Here is a 15,780-nt window from a genome sequence, read left to right on the forward strand (position 1 = left end):
GGCCCGCGATGGACGCGATGACGTTGTTCAAGGAGGGCATGGTGCTCGTGGTCCTGCTTTCCGCGCCGCCATTGATCGTGGCGGTGATCGTCGGCGTGTTGACCTCGCTGGTGCAGGCACTGATGCAGATCCAGGACCAGACCCTACCGTTCGGCATCAAGCTGGTGGCGGTCGGGCTGACCTTGCTGGTCACCGGGCGTTGGGTCGGCGGAGAGTTGCTGGGGTTGCTGCGCCGGGCATTCGAAATGATGGCCAACACCTGATGACGGCCTCGGCGTTCGTGCCCTATTACGACCTGCTGCTGTCGGTAGCGCTTGGCATGGCGCGGATCTATCCGGTTGCCTATCTGGTACCGGTGTTCTGCTTCCAGCATCTGCGTGGCCTGCCGCGCCATGCCATTGTGTTCGCCTTGAGCCTGCTGCCGGCGCCCGGGATCCGCCAGGCGCTGATCGACGCCAGGGTCGACTGGCTCATGCTGGGCGGGTTGATGTTCAAGGAGCTGGTGCTGGGCTTTTTGCTAGGGGTGTTGCTGGCGATGCCGTTCTGGTTGTACGAGTCGGTAGGCGCCTTGCTGGACAACCAGCGCGGTGCGCTTATCGGCGGCCAGTTGAACCCGGCGCTCGGCACCGACACCACGCCCCTGGGGCACCTGTTCAAGGAGATGCTCATCTTGCTGCTGGTCGCCACCCTGGGCATCGGCACCTTGACCCAGGTGATCTGGGACAGCTACCTGGTGTGGTCGCCGACGGTCTGGTTTCCCCTGCCCGGCGCGGATGGCTTCGGCGTGTTCCTCGGGCTGCTCGCCGAGATGTTCATGCACACGATCCTGTACGCGGCGCCGTTCATTGGCTTGCTGTTGCTGGTGGAGTTCAGCCTGGCGCTGCTCAGCCTGTACAGCCCGCAGTTGCAGGTGTTTGTCCTGGCGATGCCGGCCAAGAGCCTGGTCGGCCTGGGCTTCCTGCTGTTCTACCTGCCCACCTTGTGGGATGCCATGACCGGTCGTCTCGGTCGCTATTCGGAAATCCGGCACCTGCTCCATGTGCTGTTCCAGGCGCCCTGAAGGAGACGTCGCCCATGAGTGAAGACAGTGGCGAAAAGACCAAAAGCGCGACGCCGAAGAAGCTTCGCGACGCGCGCAAAAAAGGCCAGGTCGGCCAGAGCCAGGACCTGAGCAGCCTGCTGGTGCTCGCCGCGATCACCGAAGTGGCCTTGGTGCTGGCTGACGACAGCATGCAGGCGTTGCAAACGATGGTGGCGTTCCCGCTGCACCGGCTGCACGTTGGCTTTGTCCGGGCGTTCGAGGAAACCCTGGCCCATGCCGGTGGCGTGCTGCTCAGTTTCACCTTGATGACTGTGGGGCTGGCGATCGCCACGCGGCTGGTGGCCGGCTGGATACAGTTCGGCTTTCTGTTTTCCCCCGAGGCCCTCCAGCCTGACCCGCACCGCCTGAACCCGATGAACCAGGCCAAGCAAATGTTCTCCGGCCAGACGTTGATCAACCTGTTCATGGGGCTGGTGAAAGCGTTGTTCATCGCGATGGTGCTTTACCTGGTGACCATGCCCGCGCTCGGGACGCTGATCAGCCTGGTCAACAGCGACCTGCAGACCTACTGGCGGGGGCTGGCCAGCCTGTTCCGGCACATCATGCATGTTTGCCTGGGGGTGTTGCTGGTGCTGGCGATCATCGACTTCGGCTTGCAGAAGTATTTCTTCGCCAAGCGCCTGCGCATGAGCGAGGAGGAGGTGCGTAAAGAGTTCAAGGAAATGGAAGGCGACCCCGACGTCAAGTCGCATCGCCGTAGCCTGGCCCGGCAATTGGTCAACCAGTCCGCCGACAAGGAAGCCAAGCCGGTGGAGGACGCTGACATGCTGGTGGTCAATCCAACCCACTTTGCCGTCGCGTTGCTGTATCGGCCCGAGGAAACCCCGCTGCCAAGGCTCATCGTCAAGGGGGTCGATGCCGAAGCCCGTGCGTTGATCGAGCGCGCCAAGGCTGCCCGGGTGCCGGTGATCCAGTGCATCTGGCTGGCGCGCACGATCTACCGGGAAGATGTCGGTGGTTATATCCCTCGCGAGACCCTCCAGGCAGTGGCGCACATCTATCGGGTCTTGCGCGAACTGGACGACGAGGCCAAGGTCGAGGTGATCGAGATTCCGGAATTGAACCTGCGCTGAGACGTTCGATGGAACCGATGCGGGTGACGTGCCACTCAGGGAGTGAGCCTGATTCGTCCGGGCCTCCCTCGGCTTGCCGAGAGAGCCCATGACGCGCAAGCCGAATCGCGGTGAACCCATTGGAGGATCTTCCCATGCCGAATGACCCCAGTCCGGTCAGGGCAACAGGCGCCCTGCACGGCATCGACAGCTTTCAGCCCAACTCACCTTCGCTGAGCCAGCAGCCCCATGAGGCGCAACAGCGTCGCGGAGCCCAGAGCCTGTATGGACGAGGACGCTCGTCCTCGGTGTCCCCCAGCTTGCATCAGCAGCGTGGCCGCACCCGGACCCGGGAGGCAGACCGCACGATGCCGACGCCAGACACGTTGCCGACGGGCGAGACGAACACCAACCCGTCTTCGGGGCCGGCTTCTACGCCTTCGTTCATGTCCGACATGGAGGCGCGTCAGCGCCAACTGATGGAAAACCAGTACCAGATGCAGATGGGCATGGAGGAGCGCCAGGCGACCATGCTGCAGATCAAGAGCGCAGCCGATATGACCAAGCTGATGAGCGACACGGTGACGGAGATCACCAAGGGCTTCATGGACAGCGCCAGGAAAGTCATGCAGGAAGGTGGCGAAGCGATGAAGCTTCGCTGATACCCCAGGATGTGTTCATGGGCTCCGTCAGGCTTGCCTGGCGGGCCCATGGCCTGTTCAACCCAGCCGCGAGCGGTTCATGTTGAGGGAGGCCGGACGTGGGCCGCCGGGTGTGGCCAGGTCCAGGACCCGTGTACGCACATCGCTGGCCTGGGCGACGAAGCCCACGACCCAGTGACAGAACCCTTTCTCGTCGAGCATCGCCAGTGAGCAATGGGCACACAGGCGAACACAGGCCTTATCGTCCAGGGCCAGCCAACTGCCGCCGAGCAGGTCCAGGCGAAAGTTGAGCTCCAGCAGGCGCTTGTGCAGGCCCGGGGCGTGGGCGGGCACTTCGATCGCGCAATGGAGAATGGCAATGTCGCTGTGATCGGGCAGCTCGATGACTACCGCTTCGCGGTTGTGCCTGTCATACAGCGCGCAGACGCCGTCCTCCAAGTGCAAGTCCGCATGTAGATGGTCCGCGAGGGCTGAGATCAAGCGCTGGGCGAGCGGTGCGGCGGTCATGGAAAACCTCGTTCAATACGTGGGTGGGCGGTCGTCGAGGTCTTCCAGGCCCAGCAACGACAACTGCCGGGACTGGATTTCATCGAGCAGCTGAGGGGTGATTGGCGCCTCCGGCAATGCATGCCACACCACGAGTGCGCGCTGTGGATCAAGAAACACGAACAGTTGCGCGTAGTCGATGGGGTGGGCGAAGCGCCGTTCGAGCGCGCGCTGGATCTGGTTCGCGCCCAGCGCCTGGCTGTGTATTTGCAACGCAATCCCTACGCTGTGGGGCTCGCGCCGTAAGCCGAACTCAATGCCGGGGGCGATCTCCCAATACGTCGCGACGCCAGCGATGATGTTCCTTTGGAAGTCCTGGCGAGTGTTTGCGCTGTGCACCGTGAAAGACATGCCGTTTCAGTTCTCCAGTGGAACGACCGTATGGTCGAGTGGGTGTTCGGGCGTGCCGAGGCCGCCACGCATGTCGGGCGACCACCAGATCACCAGGCGGGCGTTGTCGGGCTCGATGCGGTCACAGGCGTCGCCCTGGCAGCCTGAACGGCTCGCGCAACCGGCGAAGACCGGCAGGCCGAGCAATAAAACCAGCAGCAATGGCGTGCGACTCATGGCGCGATCCTCGCTTGGGTTTGCAGGAGAGAGGGCCGTCCGCCGCCAGGCGTGCGGGTGGGCTGATTCATGACCACGAACACTTCCGTTTCTTCGCCGGGTTCCAGCCAGACCTTGGGCCAGGCGGACGCCGCCAGGGTCCAGCGACTGCCGCAGCTTGCCTCGTCGAAGCGCAGGCGCCGCGAACCCTCGTTGCGTACCACGCCCACGGCGATTCCGTAGTCGGGGCCGGCGAACCATTGGGCCCGTGTCGCGTCCAGCGCCAGGCCGGGTTGCAGTGCGCAGAGGGTTTCAGGCGAGTAGGGAATCGACCCGGCCTGCTTGAATGTGGCTGGAATATGGCCATCGGCGAGCTGGGCGAGCACATCGCTGACCTCGATGCGACCGACGGGACGCTTGCCGTTGCGGCGTTCTTCCACGCGAGCCATGGCGCTGTCGACCTGGGCGCGGTCCAGGGCGGAGATGTAGCGTGCCGGGTCGACCTGGTCCCCGATCAGCCGTGGCGTGAGGATGAATACCCGCTCCCGGCGATTGGTCTCGCGGGTGGTCGAAGAGAACAGCAGCGGGCCGATCAGCGGGATGCGGCCCAACCAAGGCACCCGTTCGACGTTGTCGCCGGTTTCCTCCGTGTGGAACCCGCCGACGACCAGCGATCGGCTTTCGCCCATCACGGCCTGGGTGCTGACCACCCCCCGGCGCACGCTGGGTGTCTGCTGGCCGACTTCGGAAGGTTCGATGCGTCCGTCTTCGATGTCCAGGGACATCTGGATCTGACTGTGGCCCCCGGTCTCGATGGCGTGAGGCACCACCTGCAGGCTGGTCCCGGCGGTGATCGGCTCGATGTTGGCCACCCGTTCACCGATGGCGGAGAGGTATTCGGTGCGGCTGAAGTCAATCACCGCGGGTTGGTTTTCCAGGGTCAGTACCGAGGGGTTCGCCACCACCGTGGCCAGGCCTCGTCCCTCCAGGGCCCGTAGCTGCGCGGAAAAATCGCCATAGTCCTGGATGAACACGGTCGAGCTGGCACCGGGCCGAAGCATCGAGGCACCACCAATGAGGTCGCCGCTCTCGACGTTCCAGTTGGCGGCCAGTTCGGCCAGTTGGGTACGGTCGATGTCGAGAATGATTGCATCGATCTCCACCAGCTTGCGCGGCACGTCCACATCGCGAATCAGTGGTGCGTAGATTTCCCGCCGCTTGGGCGCGTCGTAGATGAGCACCGCATTGTTGCGCACGTCCGCCTCGACACGGATCTTGCCGCGACCACCGCCGCCGCTGTCGCCGGGCTTGATGCGGGTCGTGTTCGGGCGGCCCATGCCGTTGAAGGTCAATTGTTCGAGATTGCCCATGGCCATGGCTTGGTTGGTCTGCATGTTCTGGAACGACGCTTGAGGAATGGCTGTCTGCGTGCCTCCCGAGGTGGAGCTGCGGGTTTCCAGCAGGCCGCGCAGGATGCTGGCGACTCCGGGGATGACCAGCGTTTCACCCCGGTACTTGATATTCCGGTCGGCGGCGGTGGCGTAGCGCAGTGGGAAGTTGATGACTTCCTGTTTCTCCTCGGGCGTCTTGCGTGCCCTGGCGAACTGCGTCACCAGGCGTACGTAGCGTTCCGGTCCGGAGATCAGGACCACGCCCTCGTCGGGCAATTCACCCCAGCCGAAACGCGGGTCCAGCAGGCCGATGTCGGTCAGTGCCTGTTTCATGTCCGGTGCGGCGTCGGCGGAGACTTCCAGGCGCCTGGAGCTCTGGTTCTGCAACGGGCTGACGTAGAGGGTGTTGCCATACACGAACCATTGGAAACGATTTTCCAACCCGAGCCTGTCAAGAAACGCCTGGGGACTTTCGGCACGCATGCGGCCCTCGACATTGCCTTGCACGGTGCCGTCGATCACCAGTTGCACGCCGAAGGTGTTGGCGAAGTCTCCGAGCACTTTGGCCAGCGGCGTAGCCTGGGCGTCGTAGGCATACGGGGTGTTCTTCCAATCGGTGGGCACGGCCGCCCCGGCCGGCATGCCCAGGCCGAGCGTGCCGGCGAGCGCCAGCGCGATCAGCGAAGGTTTCACCCAGCGGATTGCGATCAACGGCTGGAGACATGACGTGTCTCCGGTCAGCAAGCGGTACGGCATGAGCCACTTGTTACGCATGTCGAATTCCTGTTCCGAGGAAGTGAAGAGGCGAAGGCCGTCGCATCACCGACGCCGGAGCGGTACGTCGGTTTCCGTGGAGGATGGATTGCCAGGTGTCGCGCTGGTTGAGCAGTGCTTCGAGCGTCTCGATCAGGTCGTCGATGTGACAGTCCGCTTCCAACTGTGCCAGCAGCCATAGGCGGCTGTCCTGGGGCGAACGGCCCAACGCCCCGGGGAAGCGGGAGAGGCTTGGGTGCGCCAGCCGCAGAATGTCTTGCAGGGATGCCTCACTGGTTGCCGAGGCAGGCAGTTCGACCGAGACCAGCAGACTGTCTTCGAGCTTGCCGAAGGCGACTTCGCCGTCGTCGATGAGCAGGACGAAGTGTTCCGGCTCGTCGACGTTGGCGCGCCAGCGCATGAGCTGTGTCCGCAGCTCATGGCATTGCATCGATGATTGCCTTGGCGAGGTTGTGGTGGGCAGTGGTTTGTTGAGTGGCCGCGTTCACCGCCACCGACATGCCGTTCATGCTGGTGAGGAAGGTGTGCATGTCGTCGAGCGACTGGCTTTCGGCCGCGTTCATCGCTGCGTTGTTGACGTTGTCGGAGGCACGTTGGAAATAGGTGTCGAGGCGGCGTTGGATGGCATCGATGGAAGACATGGACGGTTCCTCTGGGCTGGGGCGTATTCACTGGGTGAGTGGTGGTTACGCCGGCAGCGGTTCCGCGAAGAAACGTGAAAAAGTGAGCTCGGTCACGGCCGCGGTTCGACCACCCGCAGCGCTTCGATCGCGCTGGTCCAGTCGAGCAGGAAGGTGCCGCCAGGTGTTTCCAGCTGCAACTGCTGGCGCGCCATGCTGGCGTCTGCCACCGGCGTCCACGGGCAACCGTCACGGTCGCCGAGGCTGTGGACAAGGTGCGCCAGGTCGTCGGGATGACAGCGAAGGGGAGCGCTGACCGGGTCGTGCTGGCGATGGGCAAGCTGGCGGATGAGCGCCTTGATACGTGCCGGCTCCGGGACGTCGTCCAGCAGTACGCCCAGGGCTTCGTTGACCAGTTGCGCGGCACTCATCTCGATCCGTTCCCACATGGCCTGGCGCTGGGCTTCCCATGCGGCGAGCACGGCTTCGGCGCTGTTCAGGAACTGAGCCTGAGCGTTGCGCACCACCGTGTCGGCGTCTTCACCGGCGCGTTCGAGCAACTGCGTGGCCTGTGCCTGGGCTTGTTCGAGGACGACTTGCGCCCGGGCGCAGTCGATCAGGGTTTCGCGGGCAATGTAAGGCTGCAGCAAGCCTTGGCCGTCGGGGCGCAGTTCAAGCGAACGCCGAGCGAGCATCGTGTATCTCCGGGTCGGTGGGGGAAGGGGCGGCCAGGCTTTGCTCGGCTTTCCAGCATGCGGATTGCCACAGCGTGTCGAGCTTGGCGGCCGGCGGTTGTGGCACGGGCAGGCCTTCGAGGGCGATGATCCGGTCGCGGGGAAACGCCAGGCGCGCTCGTTGCCAGGCCAACGTTCCCAGCCAGGTGCGCAGTAACACGAGCGGGTCGTGGCCCTGTTCGAGCCAGTGCCCGGGGCGCAGTGCTTTGGCGGTGCGTTCGCACCAGGCGCGATCCGGCGGCGACAACGCCTGGGTAGCCGTCAATGGCGAACAGGTGATCGCCACCAATTCACAGGCCAGCGCCAAGGTCTGCGGTGCGCCGCAAAGCAGCGATTGCAGCACCGGATTAGGCCGGGGTGGTGGGCAAGGGGTGATGCCGAAACTCAGCGCAAGCGCCGCGTGATGCCCCCGGGCGAGGGCATCGAGGCGTGATGCTGGCAGTCGGTCGAGTCCTGGCGGATACCACTCACGGTCTGCTGCGCGCCAGGCATGATTCCACCAGCGGACCCATTCGAGCGCCTCGCTCATGCGACGGTTCCACGGTTATCTGGCCTGGCTGCGGGTTTCTTCACCGCGAACAATGGAGGCGCTGTGCCGCCTGGCTGCGGGCCGGGTGCTTCGCTCGGCTTGGCGAGTTTCCGGGCCAGGAAACCTGGCAGCGACAACGCGCCTTTGTGCCATAGCCTGTAGAGGCCATACAAGGCGCCGAGCACAATGCCCAGCAAGCTGACGCCCGCCACCACGGTCACCGTTCGCCAATAGCTGACTTCGTCGGCCTGTATGAGGAACGGTCCGAAATGGGCCATCTTGCGCCGTTCCTGATACGGCGCGGTAGGCACGAACACCACCGATAACTTGCTGGGGTTCTGGGCCGCGTCGGCCATGCCGGGAATTCCGCTGGCGATCAGGTTGCGCACCCGCGGCGTGATGCTGTCGGGATCCAGCGCGCCGGTGTGCTTGATGAATACCGAGGCCGAGGCGGGTTGGACCGGCTCGCCGGGCGCGACCCGTTCCGGCAGGACCACATGGACACGGGCGAGCACCACCCCGTCGATCTGGGAAAGCGTCGACTCCAGCTCCTGGGACAGCGCATAGATATAACGGGCACGCTCTTCCAGCGGCGTGGAAATCACCCCTTCCTTGCGGAAAATGTCCCCCAGGCTGGAGCGGGAGCGACGCGGCAGGCCTGCGGCTTCGAGCACATGGACGGCGCTGTTCATGTCGGCAGCGCCGACCAGTACGGTCAGCCCATCCTTGTCGAACTGCTTGCTCGCCTCGATGTTCTTGTCCGCCAGCTCAGCGATGACCTCGTTGGCGTCCTGCTCGGAAAGGCGGCTATGCAGGGCCGCTCGTTCATCACAGCCGGTGAGCAGCAGGCACAGCAGCAACGTGGGGAGTGCGCGGATGGACATGGCCGACCTGCCTTTTACTGGAGATTAGTGAGCTTCTCGATCGCCTGGGAGCCTTTGCTGACCATTTTCGCGGTCATCAGGCTTTCCAGGTGGAAGGACGACAAGGAGCGGTTCGACTGCAACATGTCCTGCGGGTCGGCGGTACGAATGGCCTTGAGCATGTCGCGGTTGGCGCGCTCATCCAGGCGCTGCAATTCGCCGGAGCGGCTCGACAGCGAGTCGATGATGCGCGCGGCGACGTTGTTTTCGCTGTCGGGGGCGGCGGGTTTTTCGCGCATTTGCGCATTGAACCAGCTGACATCGCTGGTCTCGGCATGTGCCTGTGGTTTCGTCGGACCTTTCCCGGAAGAGGAGGCGAGGCTGGCGGCGTCGACGGCTTTGATTTCCATGGGTTCTCTCCAGTTTTCAAAGACCCTTTCAAAGGGCGGTTGCCTTCAGGCACACATCAGCCTCAAGACATTGCGAGCGCTATCGGTGACGCTCAGGTGAAATTCGATTTCTTCCCGGCTGCGTTTTGCCCGGTGCCGCATCGATGTGCGTTGGCCCGCGAGACGGGCCAGGGCGAAGTCCAACTGCTCCAGGGCCAGTTGGAACAGCCGTTTTTCGCGGGCGTCCAGCGGTGTGCCGCGGGCGATGCGCCCGGTCCATGTCCAAGGCTCCCCGGCGAACGTCGCAGGTGGGGGATATCGCACGGGGTGCTGGTCCATGAAGCCGGCGATTTCGAGCAGCAGGTCCTGATCGTCCTGCCCATAACGTGCCTGGTCTTCATCGTCGTCGATGTCCAGCAGCGTCAACAGTTTCCTGCGACCCAGCATCGCCAGGAGCTTGAGTAACAGCAACAGGCGCGCGTCACGCCGCCCCTGCAGCCCGGCGCCTTCCGTCTCCCAGGCACCGAACAGGGCGCCGCAGAAGGGATTGTTCGCGTTGCCGAAATCGCTCTGGCTGTCGACATCGTTATCGCCGATGGGCTGCCGGCGATGGGCGAACATCTGCGCCAGGTCGCGAAACAGGTCTTCATCGCTATACGCGTCGTCGCTGTCCATTTCGAGATTCGAGCCGGTACCGCCGTTGATTTCTTCCAGGATGTCTGTGAGCACCAGGTTCAAGGGGCTCTCCACCTCTGCCGCCAAGCCTCCCTGGGGACTCTGCCAACCGAACCGGGACTGCCCGCCCGCCGAGCCGTGCTCATTGCCCCATTGGGCGAGCGCCTCGCGTAACCGGCTGTTGGCCGGATGAAGCGCCAGGTGCTCGACGACCGCGTCTGCCAGGCCTTGCGTGGCCGAGGCAAGGCGCGGCGGTGATTCGTCGCGGGACAGTTCCCTGGAGGAACGAAGGGGGTTGAGCAAGTCGATGTGCATGGGGCTTATCTCATCGCGCTTGAGGTGACCCCGCCGCGGCGGGGCTTGAAGCGAGTGGTCAGTAATGGATGTTCTTCGACGCCTCCCCCATGGCAGTGATGGCTTTGGTTGCGCTGTCCATCGATCCTGCGGCGATCGCATTCATGGTGTCGGCGACCAGTTTCTGTTGGTCGAATTGGGATTTCAGGGTTGTCATCGCGGCCGCGGTCTGGTCCATCTGCTGCATGGCAGCCATGGACGCCGCTAGAGAAGCTCCACCAAAAGCCATAATCGTATCTCCTGATTGTGGAAGGGCGAGACGATTTCGAGCGCCTCGATGACTAGGTGGCGGCGCAGGCCTGAACGGTTCCACGCCGGCTTCCTAGTTCATCGATATTTGCAGGCACTTCATCCGGTAGTAGAGCGTGCGCCGGGCGATGCCCAATTCGGCGATGACCTTGTCGACGCGATGGTGGTGACGGCGCATGCAGTCTTCGATGAGGACTTTCTCGAACTGCTGCAGATGGTCCTTGAGGGTGAGTGTCGAGCTGCTGTGCTCCGATTGTTCGGCGCGGGGCAGCGGTGGCAGGCCTAGCACGTAGCGCTTGGCGGCCGATTGCAGCTCGCGGATGTTCCCGGGCCAGGCGTAGCCAAGCAGGCGGCACAACAGTTCGGGGGAGGGTGGAATGTAGGGGCGGTCGAGCGCCTTGGCTTCCCGGTGCACCAGTGACTGGAACAGCGGCACGATGCGCTCCCTTCTGCTGCGCAGGGGCGGCAGCTTGAGGCTGACGATGTTCAGTCGGAAGTAGAGGTCCCGGCGAAATTCGCCACGCTCGACCATTTCCGCCAGTGGGCATTGGGCCGAGGCGATCACCCGCATGTTCACCGGGATGTTCTGGGTCGAGCCCAGCCGCTGGACCGTCCTGGACTCCAGGACACGCAACAGTTTGGCTTGCAGCGACAGCGGCATGCTGTCGATCTCGTCCAGGTACAGCGTCCCGTTATGGGCGGCCTCGACGAAGCCCGCTCGACTTTGGCTGACGCCGGTGAACGCACCGGTGTTGGCGCCGAAGAGCTGGCTCTCGGCCAGGCTCTCGGGAATGGCGGCGCAATTGATGGCAACGAACCTGCCGGAGCGGCCGGACATCCGGTGGATTTTCTCTGCCAGCGTGTCCTTGCCGGTACCGGTTTCGCCGCGCAACAGCACATCGACCATCAGCGGGGCGACACTCTGGGCAAACGCCTCCAGGTTCAGAGCATCCTCTTTGGTGGAGTTGGAAAGTGCAGCGCAAAGCATCTTTTGCATCACTGACGATTCCATCTTGTTGGATTAGGAGGTCGACAAGTTGAAAGATGAAAAGGTATGAAAAACTTCCGCGCGCCGACGCGCCTGGATCGGAAATCAACGTTCTGCTGTCACGAGGGTTTAGAGAGAAAATTAAAAAAAAGTTCATGTTGCCGGGGCGTTTGTTAATCGATTCAGCCAGACAGTCGGCAAGCGCTCATCGGCCTGCGTAGCCCGTCTGGTACGGGGGTGCGGAGCAAAACGCGTCAGCACGAGGAAGGTATGGGGGAATTGGATCCGACAAACGGTTCAGCCCCTGTCCATTCTCCGAGCAAGGACTCTAGAGGCGAGCATATGCTCTCACTTTCGGGCGATCCCCAAGATGCACTAAACAATACGAAACGTAGTGGGCCTTATCAGTTTGAAGTTGACCACGGGCAATAACAGCCGACTGCCAATGTGTGGGTTGCGGTGACTTCCCGACCGACACTCAAGGCCTCCAGAATCGGTTCGATGAAGCTGTTGCTCGAATTACAGCTCAGTCCTTCGCTATAAGGACCGAAGTACGCCAGTTTGCCGCTGCGGTCCCAGATCCCCACGGCCGGGCTGGCGGGAATCTGCTCCGAGCCGGGGAGTGCCGCGAGGGGTTTGAGGCGGTTCAGCGTGGCGGGCAGTTGGCCCTGGCTGGCGATTTTTTGTACCGCATAGAACTCGACGCCTTGCGGTACATATTTTTCGACCAGTTCGGCCAGGTGTTGCTGATTGCCGACGTTGCAGGGGCACGCCGGGTCCCAGAAATGCACCAGGCGGATCGCGCCAGGGCCGGCCAGCTCGGCGGGCAGATGCAGAGGATCGCCGGAAAACACCGCCGTGTGTTGACTGAAGGTCCGCAGGAAACGGCCCTGGAACCAGTCGTAGGCCACCCACAAGACGACGGCGCATCCGAGGGCAAGCAGGCTGGCAAGCAAGGTCGTGCGGTGGGACGGGCGCATGGAGTCGATCCTCTGAAGCCGCGTAGCTTGCCATGCTTGCCGCGACAGATGAATATCGCAGGCCTGTAAAGTCTGTTTCGCGCGATGCGCCCATGCCTGGAAACCTTGATGCCTGCCACTTTCGATGCCGATCTCCTGCGTGCCGGCCTGCAACCGCTGGCCCAGTGGCAAGCCCTGTCCGAGCAAGCCCAGGCTTACCAGCGGTTTTACGGGCTGGATTTTCCCCAGCGTAGTGTGCGCAAAGGGTTGGGGCGTTTCGAGGTGGGCGGGTATGAGCTGGTCAGCCAGGTCTGGTGGCCGGAAAAAGCCGTGGCGACGTTGTTTGTGTTCCACGGTTACTACGATCACATGGGGTTGTACCGGCACTTGATCGAGTGGGCCCTGGAGCAGCAGTTCGCGGTGATCGCCTGCGACCTGCCGGGCCATGGCCTGTCCAGCGGCGAACGCGCCAGCATCGAGGATTTCGCCGAGTACCAGGCCACCTTGCAGGGGCTGTTGGCCGAGGCCGCGACGCTGGACCTGCCGCACCCCTGGCACCTGTGCGGGCAAAGCACTGGCGGGGCGATCGTGGTCGATCACGTGCTCAACCACGGCGCACAGAGTCCGGCCCAGGGCCAGGTCATCCTGCTGTCACCCCTGGTGCGGCCACGGGCCTGGGGTTGGTCGCGCCTGAGTTATTACTTGCTCAAGCCGTTCGTGACCGGTATTGCCCGGCGTTTCAGCGAGAACTCCACCGATCCGCAGTTCCTGCCATTCCTGCAAGCCGACCCGCTGCAACCGCTGCGCCTGCCCACCGCGTGGGTGGGCGCGCTGGCGCAGTGGATCAAGCGTATCGAAGCCGCCCCCAGCAGCCCGCGCCAGCCGTTGATCGTGCAGGGGCAGGCGGACATGACGGTGGATTGGATGCACAACCTGCAAGTGCTGCGCGCAAAGTTCGACCGGCCGCAGGTGTTGATGTTGCCTGAAGGGCGGCATCATCTGGCCAATGAGGCCTTGGCGTTGCGGCAGGAGATGTTCGGGTTTCTGGCCAAGCGGATGAGCCGGAGTCGGCGGTGATCGGGCTATTGCTATCGCGAGCAAGCTCGCTCCCACATTGGACCTTTGGTGCTCGCGAAACTTGAGTTCACTCAAGCCCCTTGTGGGAGCGAGCTCGCTCGCGATAGCGCTCTGAACTATTGCCCGAGCGTCTGCCCCACCGCCAACCCCGCCCGGATCGCCGCCAAAGCCGCCTGGTAATAAGCCTGCCCCTCGGCCGATTCGGCGAAGGTGGCGAACTCTTCCAGCTCGGTATCCGACAAGTCACGGTAGACGTACAACAACGTGTTGTTCAGGTCCGCGCCGATCTGTTCCATCAGTCGCTGGCGCTGGCCGTTGAGCATGCCTTGGGCCTGGCCAGCCCCCAGCAGGCCGGGGATCATCGAACTCAGGCTGTCGGCCGCCACGCCGGCGATCGCCAGGCTGACTTCGGCGCCGGCTTCGCGGGCGGGCAGGGCCTGGGCCAGGTGGCCGATGATCAACAGGCGGTTGTCGCTGGCTTGCATCTTCGGCAGGCCCTTGGCGTTTTTCGCCAATTGATCGCGCCGGGTCGCCAGCAACTCGGCCGCCACGACCTTGCGACCCAGGGGCGTCTGGAAAAAGGCCAGGGCCGGGTTCGGGTCTCGAAGCTTGCTGCGTAATTGCGCTTCGGCCCGCTGGTCCATGGCCTGGGGGGCGAAACGTTGATTGCTGTTGTTGACCAGCGCCTGGAACACCGCCGGCGGCAGGCTGCTCTGATAGCGCTGCTGGGCGGCGCTCAAGGCATCATTGAAATGCGCCCGCTGTTCCGGCCAGCCGGCGACCTTGTACAACTGGTCGTAGCTGTCTGCCCAGACGGGCAACACGCAGAACATCAACAGTGAGAAAAGCAAACGGCGCATAGGGACTCCTGTCAGCAGCCGACTATTCTCCGTGGGGTGTGGGGTCTTGTCGAGAATTCGTATCAAGTTCGTACGGTGGTGCTATCCGACGCAGCGAAGCCGCTGCGTGGCGCTGTCGGTTTTGCAGGCACAGGCATACTATGCGCGCCATGCAAATACCTTCTGATCACCCGCTGCTGTTACGTATCGTCGACGACCTGGCCGAGCGCGGCTGGTCGCAGCAGAACCTCTTTTTGCCGGACGCGCTGACCCGTGCCCTGGCGGCCGAATGCCGCCAGCGTGCCGCCGAGGGTGAGCTGGCTCCGGCAGCGGTCGGGCGCGGGCCGTTCTCGGAGATTCGCGAAGGCATTCGGGGTGATCGCATCCAGTGGATCGAACCCGGCCAGGCGCCAGCCTGCGACCGTTACCTGGCGCTGATGGACAACCTGCGCGAGGCGATGAATCGCGGGTTGTTCCTGGGGTTGGAGGATTTCGAAAGTCATTTCGCCCTGTACCCGCCCGGTGCGTTCTACCTCAAGCACGTCGACCGCTTCCGCGATGACGATCGGCGCGCGGTGTCTGCGGTGCTCTACCTCAACGACGATTGGCTGCCGGAGCACGGCGGCCAGTTGCGCATGTATCTGGAGGATGGCGTGGAGCGTGACGTGGTGCCCACCGGCGGTTGCCTGGTGGTGTTCCTGTCGGGGGACATCCCCCATGAAGTACTGCCGGCCACCCGGGATCGCCTGTCCTTGACGGGGTGGTTCCGACGCCGTGGCAACGAGTTGTTCTGACGATGGAAAAGATCCTGGTCAGTCGCTGCCTGCTCGGCCATCGCGTGCGCTACGACGGCGGTGCCAGCGGGCCGTACGATCAACTCCGGCAATGGCTCGACGAAGGCCGGATCGTGGCGCTGTGCCCGGAAGTCGCCGGCGGCCTGCCCACGCCCCGGGCGGCGGCGGAGATTCCCGGTGGGCAGGGCGGACAAGTGCTCGACGGCCACGCAGCCGTGATCACTACCGACGGTGAAGATGTCAGTGCGCAGTTTTTATCGGGCGCGTATCAAGCGCTGGAACAGGTGCGTGAACACGGCATCCGTATCGCTGTGCTCAAGGCCAATAGCCCGTCGTGCGGTAATCTGCTGACCTATGACGGGACGTTCAGCGGTGTGAAGGTCAGTGGCGAAGGTGTGACGGCGGGGTTGCTCAAGCGCCATGGCGTGAAGGTGTTCAGTGAGCTGGAGTTGGCTGAAGCGGCTTTGGCGCTCAAGGCATTGATCGGCGACTGATGGATTGCTTTTGTGGCGAGGGAGCTTGCTCCCGCTGGGCCACGAAGTGGCCCCGAAATGCTGAAACGCGGTAGGCCTGACACACCAAGGTGTCAGGTTTTGGGGTTGCTTCGCACCCCAGCGGGAGCAAGCTCCCTCGCCAC

At 63.5% G+C, this 15,780-nt stretch carries 22 protein-coding genes; 7 read left to right on the plus strand and 15 right to left on the minus strand.

The genetic code is table 11. The features are described 5' to 3' along the window. Nucleotides 1-8: 8 nt before the first annotated feature. The 4 genes from sctS to BM321_RS30515 all read left to right on the plus strand — a co-directional run bounded on the left by sctS (nt 9) and on the right by BM321_RS30515 (nt 2,816). A complete protein-coding gene (sctS, locus tag BM321_RS12505; RefSeq protein ID WP_092442722.1) occupies nt 9-263 on the plus strand; it encodes a type III secretion system export apparatus subunit SctS in 255 nt (84 codons plus the stop codon). Then, a complete protein-coding gene (gene sctT / locus BM321_RS12510) occupies nt 263-1,060 on the plus strand; it encodes a type III secretion system export apparatus subunit SctT (RefSeq protein WP_092329579.1) in 798 nt (265 codons plus the stop codon). Before sctS ends, sctT begins: the two co-directional genes overlap by 1 nt. 14 nt (nt 1,061-1,074) lie before the next feature. Next, entirely contained in the window at nt 1,075-2,175 is a 1,101-nt protein-coding gene (gene sctU / locus BM321_RS12515) for a type III secretion system export apparatus subunit SctU (RefSeq protein ID WP_092442723.1), read from the plus strand. A gap of 134 nt (nt 2,176-2,309) precedes the next feature. Next, nucleotides 2,310-2,816 carry a type III effector gene (locus BM321_RS30515; RefSeq protein WP_175534940.1) on the plus strand — a complete coding sequence of 169 codons (507 nt, stop codon included), beginning with the start codon at nt 2,310-2,312 and terminating at the stop codon, nt 2,814-2,816. 57 nt (nt 2,817-2,873) lie between these two features. On the opposite strand, the gene BM321_RS12525 is transcribed toward BM321_RS30515, so the two are convergent. The 14 genes from BM321_RS12525 to BM321_RS12590 form a co-directional block, all read right to left on the minus strand. Continuing rightward, nucleotides 2,874-3,323, minus strand: coding sequence for a type III secretion system chaperone (locus BM321_RS12525; RefSeq protein WP_092442724.1), 450 nt, complete (start codon nt 3,321-3,323; stop codon nt 2,874-2,876). Nucleotides 3,324-3,335: 12 nt separating this feature from the next. Then, complete coding sequence (locus BM321_RS12530) at nt 3,336-3,713, minus strand: transcriptional regulator (protein WP_092329587.1); 378 nt, start codon at nt 3,711-3,713, stop codon at nt 3,336-3,338. 6 nt (nt 3,714-3,719) lie between these two features. After that, on the minus strand, nt 3,720-3,929 hold the full coding sequence (gene hrpT, locus BM321_RS12535) for an HrpT family type III secretion system protein (protein ID WP_092442725.1): 210 nt from the start codon (nt 3,927-3,929) through the stop codon (nt 3,720-3,722). Continuing rightward, nucleotides 3,926-6,073, minus strand: coding sequence for a type III secretion system outer membrane ring subunit SctC (sctC, locus tag BM321_RS12540; RefSeq protein ID WP_092442726.1), 2,148 nt, complete (start codon nt 6,071-6,073; stop codon nt 3,926-3,928). Before sctC ends, hrpT begins: the two co-directional genes overlap by 4 nt. Beyond that, entirely contained in the window at nt 6,066-6,473 is a 408-nt protein-coding gene (locus tag BM321_RS12545; protein ID WP_175534939.1) for a type III secretion system chaperone family protein, read from the minus strand. Before BM321_RS12545 ends, sctC begins: the two co-directional genes overlap by 8 nt. A gap of 16 nt (nt 6,474-6,489) precedes the next feature. Further along, entirely contained in the window at nt 6,490-6,714 is a 225-nt protein-coding gene (locus BM321_RS12550; RefSeq protein ID WP_092329597.1) for a type III secretion protein, read from the minus strand. A 92-nt stretch (nt 6,715-6,806) separates the two neighbouring features. Then, the gene (sctL, locus tag BM321_RS12555; RefSeq protein ID WP_092442728.1) at nt 6,807-7,388 is read right to left on the minus strand and encodes a type III secretion system stator protein SctL; all 582 of its coding nucleotides are present in this window, start codon (nt 7,386-7,388) and stop codon (nt 6,807-6,809) included. After that, on the minus strand, nt 7,366-7,956 hold the full coding sequence (locus BM321_RS12560) for a type III secretion protein (RefSeq protein WP_092442729.1): 591 nt from the start codon (nt 7,954-7,956) through the stop codon (nt 7,366-7,368). Before BM321_RS12560 ends, sctL begins: the two co-directional genes overlap by 23 nt. Continuing rightward, nucleotides 7,953-8,840, minus strand: a complete 888-nt coding sequence (sctJ, locus tag BM321_RS12565) for a type III secretion system inner membrane ring lipoprotein SctJ (RefSeq protein ID WP_092442730.1) — start codon at nt 8,838-8,840, stop codon at nt 7,953-7,955. Before sctJ ends, BM321_RS12560 begins: the two co-directional genes overlap by 4 nt. 14 nt (nt 8,841-8,854) lie before the next feature. Then, nucleotides 8,855-9,229, minus strand: a complete 375-nt coding sequence (gene sctI / locus BM321_RS12570) for a type III secretion system inner rod subunit SctI (protein WP_092329609.1) — start codon at nt 9,227-9,229, stop codon at nt 8,855-8,857. Nucleotides 9,230-9,274: 45 nt separating this feature from the next. Further along, on the minus strand, nt 9,275-10,198 hold the full coding sequence (locus BM321_RS12575; RefSeq protein ID WP_139230507.1) for a type III secretion protein: 924 nt from the start codon (nt 10,196-10,198) through the stop codon (nt 9,275-9,277). A gap of 58 nt (nt 10,199-10,256) precedes the next feature. After that, the gene (locus tag BM321_RS12580; protein ID WP_371856622.1) at nt 10,257-10,550 is read right to left on the minus strand and encodes a type III secretion system major pilin HrpA; all 294 of its coding nucleotides are present in this window, start codon (nt 10,548-10,550) and stop codon (nt 10,257-10,259) included. A gap of 9 nt (nt 10,551-10,559) precedes the next feature. Next, nucleotides 10,560-11,483, minus strand: a complete 924-nt coding sequence (locus BM321_RS12585) for a sigma 54-interacting transcriptional regulator (protein ID WP_092329615.1) — start codon at nt 11,481-11,483, stop codon at nt 10,560-10,562. Between the two features lie 395 nt (nt 11,484-11,878). Then, complete coding sequence (locus BM321_RS12590) at nt 11,879-12,454, minus strand: DUF6436 domain-containing protein (RefSeq protein WP_092329618.1); 576 nt, start codon at nt 12,452-12,454, stop codon at nt 11,879-11,881. 108 nt (nt 12,455-12,562) lie between these two features. Between BM321_RS12590 and BM321_RS12595 the strand changes: the two genes are divergently transcribed. Further along, nucleotides 12,563-13,510, plus strand: a complete 948-nt coding sequence (locus tag BM321_RS12595; protein ID WP_092442731.1) for a phospholipase BipL — start codon at nt 12,563-12,565, stop codon at nt 13,508-13,510. A gap of 116 nt (nt 13,511-13,626) precedes the next feature. On the opposite strand, the gene BM321_RS12600 is transcribed toward BM321_RS12595, so the two are convergent. After that, nucleotides 13,627-14,370, minus strand: coding sequence for a DUF2059 domain-containing protein (locus BM321_RS12600; protein ID WP_092442732.1), 744 nt, complete (start codon nt 14,368-14,370; stop codon nt 13,627-13,629). Between the two features lie 140 nt (nt 14,371-14,510). On the opposite strand from BM321_RS12600, the gene BM321_RS12605 reads away from it, so the two are divergent. Further along, nucleotides 14,511-15,143: a 2OG-Fe(II) oxygenase gene (locus BM321_RS12605; protein ID WP_092442733.1), complete on the plus strand. Its 633-nt coding sequence runs from the start codon at nt 14,511-14,513 to the stop codon at nt 15,141-15,143. Between the two features lie 2 nt (nt 15,144-15,145). Continuing rightward, nucleotides 15,146-15,637 (plus strand): 2-thiouracil desulfurase family protein, encoded by a 492-nt coding sequence (locus tag BM321_RS12610; RefSeq protein WP_092442734.1) that lies wholly within the window; start codon nt 15,146-15,148, stop codon nt 15,635-15,637. The last annotated feature ends 143 nt before the right edge of the window (nt 15,638-15,780 follow it).

The sequence above is a fragment of the Pseudomonas sp. NFIX10 genome (genome assembly GCF_900111955.1).
In the GTDB taxonomy this organism is placed as follows: Bacteria; Pseudomonadota; Gammaproteobacteria; order Pseudomonadales; family Pseudomonadaceae; genus Aquipseudomonas; species Aquipseudomonas fluorescens_AA.